This is a genomic window from Streptomyces alanosinicus (assembly GCF_014650595.1).
In the GTDB taxonomy this organism is placed as follows: domain Bacteria; phylum Actinomycetota; class Actinomycetes; order Streptomycetales; family Streptomycetaceae; genus Streptomyces; species Streptomyces alanosinicus.
The window spans coordinates 1-6,012 of the sequence record NZ_BMVG01000090.1; the positions used below are offsets into that span (position 1 = coordinate 1).

The following is a 6,012-nucleotide window of genomic DNA, read 5'->3' on the forward strand; positions in this document are numbered from 1 at the left end:
CCGGGTCGAGCCCGGAGCAACTCCGGGCGATCGTCGGTGTGACCGTCGACGCGCTCGAGCAGGCGCTGAGACCGGTCGGATAGCTGGCATATCAAATTTCTGTCTGAGAGTCATAGGCGCTTCTCAATGTTCGGAGGGGCAAGACAGATGGCTGATGTAGCCGGCGTCAACCTTGGCGGGTTGGAGGAGTCGTCCCTCTGGGAGTGACGGAAATACGCATCACGGAGCCCTGCACGGCGGTGACCTGCGCCGATGATCAAGGTTCTCGAAGCCATTGACCAGAACAGGGGTCGCGTTCGCGTGCCAGGTCCTGGGAGGTGCGTCCGGCGATGGTGACGTGGCCGCCGAGCTGCTCGGAGCGGTAGGCGAGGCCCTCCTCGGGGGAGACGCCGGTGATGGTGCCCGTGCTGTCCCGGGCGAGCAGCAGCCGGGCCTTGGCGTAGGTGACTTCGTCGTGCGGGCAGGTAGTGACCAGGGTGAGCAAGTGGGCGTACGTCTTGTCGTCGATGTCGGCCGTGACGAGCGGGTCGGCGCAGACGCTGCTCGCGGGGACCTCGAACGCGTTCCACCAGGACCCGAAGTAGCGGCGGGTCCAGTCCGTGACGAAGGGCGTGTTGCTCAGGACGGTCACGCTCGCGTCCGCGGCGTGCAGCCGGGTGGCGGTGGGGGTACTCACGTCATCTCCAGTCGGTCGGTGGGTCAGGACGTCCGTAACGCCTGGTAGGCGGTGCGGAGTTTGGTTGAGGCTGCGGTCAGTTGCGCCTGTTCGTCCGCGTCGAGGCCGGGCAGGCACGGTACGGGCCGGCCGGAGGTGAACCGCAACGGAATTCCGTGCCAGTCAGCCCCGTGGCCGGTGCTGAGTTCCTCGATGCCGTCGTCCAGGGCGAGGGCTTTGCGCAGCGCGGAGAGCACGGCGCCGGCGGGTCCGGAGCGGGTGCGGCCCACGCCGTGGCTGATCCGGCCGGGGCGCGTGCGGAGTTCGGCGCGTACCTCCGCAAGGGGGACGGAGACGGGACGGCCGTTGACGGTGGTGGTCGAGGCGCACACCACGGCAGCCTCGCCATGTTCGCCGATCACGTGCCCGTCCACGGCCGCCGCCGGAACGCCGAGCAGGCGCGCGAGGGTGAGCCGGTAGCGGGCCGAGTCCAGGTTCGAGCCGATGCCGTACACCCGCGGGCAGCCGGAGGTCTCGGCGAACAGCCTGCTCATCAGGTCGACCGGGTTGGTGACCACGAGCACGGTCCCGGCGTAACCGCGCAGGGCGGTCGCGAGGGCGACCACGACGGGGGCGTTGGCCGCAGCGCCGCCCATGCGCACGTCGGAGGCGTGCGTGTTGGTGAAGGAGGCCCGCGCGGCGACGACGACGGCCGCGCAGTCGGCCAGGCCCGCCACCGCACAGGCTTCGGGACGCACCGGGGAGCCCGTGGCCTGCCGCATGTCGTCGAGGTCGGCGACGAGGGCGTGGGCCTGGTCGAGGAGGCGGGAGGCGACGAGGAGGCGCCCGGGGAGGGCGGAGGCCACCAGCGTCGCGGCCACAGTCTGCCCCACCGCTCCGGCCCCGATGACGCCGATGGCGCCCACTGCCGGCGTCACGCGGCGACCGCCTGTGCGTGACCCAGGGCGCCGTCCCACATGGCCGAGGTGTCGCCCCCGGCGGCCAGGTCGGTGCTGATCCGGTCGACCATCCGGCACAGGTCGACCGCCCGGCCCACCAGGGCGTCGCCCAGGGCGGGCAGCGGCAGTTCGGCTGGCGCCGACAGGTAGGTGGTGAGGATGTTGACGCTGTCCATCAGCCACAGCGCCAGCAATTCCCGCAGCCACGCGCGGCGGGCCTTGACCGACAGGCCGTCCATCCGCGTCCCGGCGAAGACGCCGAGGCCGTGCACCAGGTGCTTGCCGGTCTCCGGGCCCGGCCGGGACGCGGCCAGCGTCAGCACGGTGCGACTGATCAGCTTCGCCGCGTCGACGGCCGTCCCGGCGAGCAGCAGGCCGGGGTCGATGAACACCGGCGGCTGATCGGTCCCGTCCGGGTAGAGGACGTGTTCGGGCTTGAGGTCGCCGTACGCCAGCACCCGGCGAGGGGACTGCGGAAGGAGGCGGGCGCGCAGCCGGTGCAGGCGGACGACGACCTGCCGCAGGACGGCGACGACTTCCTCCCGGTCGTCGGCCACGCACCGGTCTGCCCCGAGACGCTGCACGTAGACGGGCCCCGACAGCCCATTGAACTTCCGCCGGAAGGTGCCCGCGATGCTGCGCTCGCCGATGACCCCGGCCGGACCGAGCCGCCCTACGGCGGGCGGGTGGTGGAGGTCACGGAGCTGGCCGAAGACCCCGGCCAGCAGGCCAGCGCTCTGTGCGGGGCGCTCCAGCAGGAGTCGGGCCAGGCTGGCGCCGCCGACGCGTTCCGTGAAGAGCACGCCCCGCCGTACGCCGGCCACCGGACAGACCCGGGGATGACCGGCGTCCAGCAGGAAGCGCAGCTGCGCGGCCTCCCGCTCGATCAGCGCGTCCGGGCGCAGCACGTACTCCCGCTGTGCCTCGCGTACCTGGGGCCACGGGCCGCAGGCGCCCCGCAGCAGGGACACCAGCGACACCCCGAGCAGCGAATACTTCGCGTACAGCGCCCGGCCGTCCACAGTGATTCGGCGGACGTATCCGGTGACGCTGGGGACGTGGTCGCCGAGGTCGACGTCGGCATGGGGCCACTGCTCGGCTGCAGCGGCGCCGATCTCCAGGTCTGCGAAGGCGAAGACCTGGTCAGCGGCGGGAGTTGGGCTGTTGGGCGAGGTGCTCACGGCTGTGGTGCTCACGGACGCCTCCAACGGGGGATGGGTGGCTGCTACGGGGCCGCGGGCGGATCGCACAGCACGCAGCGGCGGTCTACGAACGGTGCGGGGTGTCTCCTACGGGAGGCGCCCCGCCTTCGGGGTTCAGCGCGACCGGTGGCCGAGGAGCCAGGTCTGCCACCAGGCCCACCAAGGCAGTGGTCGGCGGCGGGAGCGATGACGGCAAGCTACTCATGACGCGGGCAGGGTGTCCGGCGTGATCTGGGAGGGGTTGGCGAGGGCCTTGGGGTCCGTAGTCCACTCCGTGCCTCCGCCGGGCGGCAGGAGCCAGGCCACGGGACGGGGCTTGTCGCCGTCGGGGGCGATGGCGCGCAAGATTCCACGACGGCCGGTCACGGTGTCCTCGACGTCCCGGCCGATCCAGGGGTGATCACGGTGGAGCAGGCCGGTCACCGGGGTTCACCAGCGTTCGCCAAGGCGCTGACAGGCTCGGGCAGTTTGACCTCGGTGAGCCGGTTCAGGCGCTCGTACAGGGCACGGACAAGCCGGGCCCGGTTCTGGACACGGCGCACGGTGCCCTCCCGACTGACCGACAGCCGCCGATCAGCTTCCTCAAGGACTAGGTCGGCCAGTACGCGGGCCTGGTGGTCTTCGGGCAGGCGGGCGGCTGCGCGGCGGACGTCGCCGGCCACCGCCTGGGCGGCTCCGGCCAGCAGGAGAGCGATCTGCTGGTAGTCCGCCGTCTGCAGACCGGGGTCGCCTGTCCATGCAAGCACGGCCTTGACGAGGCACTGATGGGTCTCGCGGTCGAGGGGAGTTTGCCTTCGATACGTCCCTCGGGATCGTGCAGGACCGTGTACGTGCTGGTCATCGGGGGCCTCGCTGGGTGGGCGTGGTCGCGGACGGAGCGGTCTCGTTCGTCTTCCTTGACCGCAAGGCGACCGTACGAGGACGCTGAGTGCGGTAGGACTGACTGTGAGTACGGGTTTCGGTGAATGAGGCGGCCGGGGAGCAAGCCGGATGGGCAGGCCGCGACGATCATCGGCGGGTGCCGTCACCGGCTTTGTGCTGCGCCTGACCCGTGAGTCCATCCCGATGACGCAGACCGCCCTGGCCGAAGCGCTGGGCGTGGACGTGGACACGCTTCAGGGCTGGGAGTCGGGGCGGCGGCCGCTGGCGAACATGCGGGCCGGAGCGCTGCTGGACCTGCGTCGGCGGTTGCCCGCGCTGGGGGCGGACGCGGCGCTCATGCAGTGGCTGGACGCCGCGATGGACGCGGACCGAATCATCGCGGCCGGGCTGGCCAGTGACGTCGGCAGGCCCCATCCGCTGGCCGTGTGGGTGCACACCCGGGAGACCGCGCACATGTTGGCCTGGGCGCTGAACGGCACCACGCCGCCTGCGCTCGACGGGCGGTTACCCAGACCCCGGCGAGGACCGGTCGCCGTTGCACCGACGCTGGCGACTACCGAACGGAAGGTGTTCTTCGATCATTTGAGGGCGACGACCGAGCATGCGGCCGCGTTGGGGGGAGTCGGGGGCCCTGCTGCACCGGCAGGCGCTGTATCTGGCGTCGTACGACCATGGGCCAGATGCGGCTGCGTGGACCGCGCACACGCTGCACCGTCGGCGTGACGTCCTGGCACGGCGGGGCTGGTCCCCGCACTGGGCGGAGGCCCGCTCCACCGCCACGGCGCTCGCCCGGCTCGGTGACGCCCGGCCGTTACAGAATTTCATCGACCGCGCTCTGGCCGACGACGACACCGCCGAGGCGGCGAATCTGAACTACTGGGCGTTGTGGCTTGGTGCACTAGCGGTACCGCAGCCGGACGACGGTTTCATGCGCGACAGGGACTTGGCGGGCTGGGACCCGGTGACCCTGTTGCGTGGTCTTGCCCGCGGCCTGCACGTGGCGCCCGGCTTCGTCGACCTGTACGCGCATTCGCTGTGGTCGCTGCTGACGGCATTCCCGTGGCTGCCGCAGGCGGCCGGGCAGGTCGCCGGGCCGCTGCGCGAGCGGGCAGCCCAGCTCCTGGACGGTGCAGCCATCTCGGCGAGATCGAGGCGCGAACTCGCCCACGTCTACTACGTTTTCGATCACAACCGCTGACGATGGAGGACCGCATGGCCGACGACACCACCAGGGGCACCGCGAGCTTCATCTCCGAGATGGGCGTGCTCAAGCGCGTCGCCAGGACCGGCTGGTGGTTCACCGGCAACAAGGCCCCGGAGTCCGTCGCCGAACACTCCTTCCGAGTCGGTGTGATCGGGTCGGTGCTCGCCATGATGGAAGGCGCTGACCCGGCCCGGGTCGCGCTGATGTGTCTGTTCCACGACAGCCAGGAGACCCGTGTCGGGGACATCCCGCACATCGGCCGGAAGTACATCAAGGCTGCGCCGAACGAGGAAGTGACCGCTGATCAGGTTGCCAACGCCCACCCGGCCGTCCGGGAGGGTGTGCAAGGCGCGGTCGACGAGTACGAGGCCGGCGAGACCCCGGAAGCGATCGTCGCCCGCGACGCCGACAAGCTGGAGTGCCTCGTGCAGGCCGTCGAGTACCGGGAACAGGGCTACAGCCTCACCCAGAACTGGATCGACACCAGCCTCGCGGCACTGAAAACGCCCTCGGCGAAGGCCCTCGCCGACGCCGCGCTGTCGATGCCGTCGCTGGAGTGGCAGAGGAACTTCCTGTCTTCCTGACCCGACCACAGAAGGCCCTCGGTCCACTGCCTGGGCCGAGGGCCTTCGCGTACCTGCTCAGTCATCATTGCCCCTGTTAGGGCTAACAGGTCTGCAGAGGCCGTCGACCCATGGCCGCCCCTGAAGAACGGGACGGCTGGCCAGAGCCTGTGTCTGAACCTTCTACATGCGGGGCGTGTGGGGTCGCGGGGCGGTACGGGCGAGGAAATCTTGAAGTTCTCGATGGCGGAACTGATAGGCGAAGCCAGCTGTCCGCATCAGGCCCGCCTGGCAACACCAGTTCAGAAACCTCCCCGACCGCCACGGCAGCCACTGATCGGACCACCAACGGCGCGTACACAGCAGCAACACCAGGTACCGCGCACCCGCACTACCAACCAAGAATCCGAGTCCAAGCCCGACCGTGATCCCGAGCTGGAGCGCGTACCCAAGCCCGAGCGCGAGCCAGGCGGCTATCCCGACCGTAAGCTTGTTCCTTATCGTCGGGCCTGGCCGTTTGGTCACTCTTTGGAGTGATCGCAGGGTA

The 6,012-nt window shown here is 70.4% G+C and carries 8 protein-coding genes; 2 read left to right on the forward strand and 6 right to left on the reverse strand.

What is annotated here, in order from left to right:
* Positions 1-256 precede the first annotated feature (256 nt).
* The 6 genes from IE277_RS46000 to IE277_RS48670 form a co-directional block, all read right to left on the reverse strand.
* Positions 257-676, reverse strand: coding sequence for a hypothetical protein (locus IE277_RS46000; protein ID WP_229882578.1), 420 nt, complete (start codon positions 674-676; stop codon positions 257-259).
* A gap of 23 nt (positions 677-699) precedes the next feature.
* Positions 700-1,593, reverse strand: coding sequence for a lactate/malate family dehydrogenase (locus IE277_RS46005; RefSeq protein WP_189960026.1), 894 nt, complete (start codon positions 1,591-1,593; stop codon positions 700-702).
* Positions 1,590-2,810, reverse strand: coding sequence for a phosphotransferase (locus IE277_RS46010; RefSeq protein WP_229882579.1), 1,221 nt, complete (start codon positions 2,808-2,810; stop codon positions 1,590-1,592). The genes IE277_RS46005 and IE277_RS46010 overlap by 4 nt, the downstream gene beginning before the upstream one ends.
* Before the next feature lie 207 nt (positions 2,811-3,017).
* Positions 3,018-3,239 (reverse strand): hypothetical protein, encoded by a 222-nt coding sequence (locus tag IE277_RS46015; RefSeq protein ID WP_189960027.1) that lies wholly within the window; start codon positions 3,237-3,239, stop codon positions 3,018-3,020.
* Positions 3,236-3,562 carry a restriction endonuclease gene (locus tag IE277_RS46020; protein ID WP_308433491.1) on the reverse strand — a complete coding sequence of 109 codons (327 nt, stop codon included), beginning with the start codon at positions 3,560-3,562 and terminating at the stop codon, positions 3,236-3,238. The genes IE277_RS46015 and IE277_RS46020 overlap by 4 nt, the downstream gene beginning before the upstream one ends.
* 369 nt (positions 3,563-3,931) lie before the next feature.
* A complete protein-coding gene (locus IE277_RS48670) occupies positions 3,932-4,180 on the reverse strand; it encodes a hypothetical protein (protein ID WP_229882580.1) in 249 nt (82 codons plus the stop codon).
* A 119-nt stretch (positions 4,181-4,299) separates the two neighbouring features.
* Here IE277_RS48670 and IE277_RS48675 point away from each other — a divergent pair, with 119 nt between their 5' ends.
* Positions 4,300-4,896 (forward strand): hypothetical protein, encoded by a 597-nt coding sequence (locus tag IE277_RS48675; RefSeq protein ID WP_229882581.1) that lies wholly within the window; start codon positions 4,300-4,302, stop codon positions 4,894-4,896.
* A gap of 14 nt (positions 4,897-4,910) precedes the next feature.
* Positions 4,911-5,486 carry an HD domain-containing protein gene (locus IE277_RS46030; RefSeq protein ID WP_189960028.1) on the forward strand — a complete coding sequence of 192 codons (576 nt, stop codon included), beginning with the start codon at positions 4,911-4,913 and terminating at the stop codon, positions 5,484-5,486.
* The last annotated feature ends 526 nt before the right edge of the window (positions 5,487-6,012 follow it).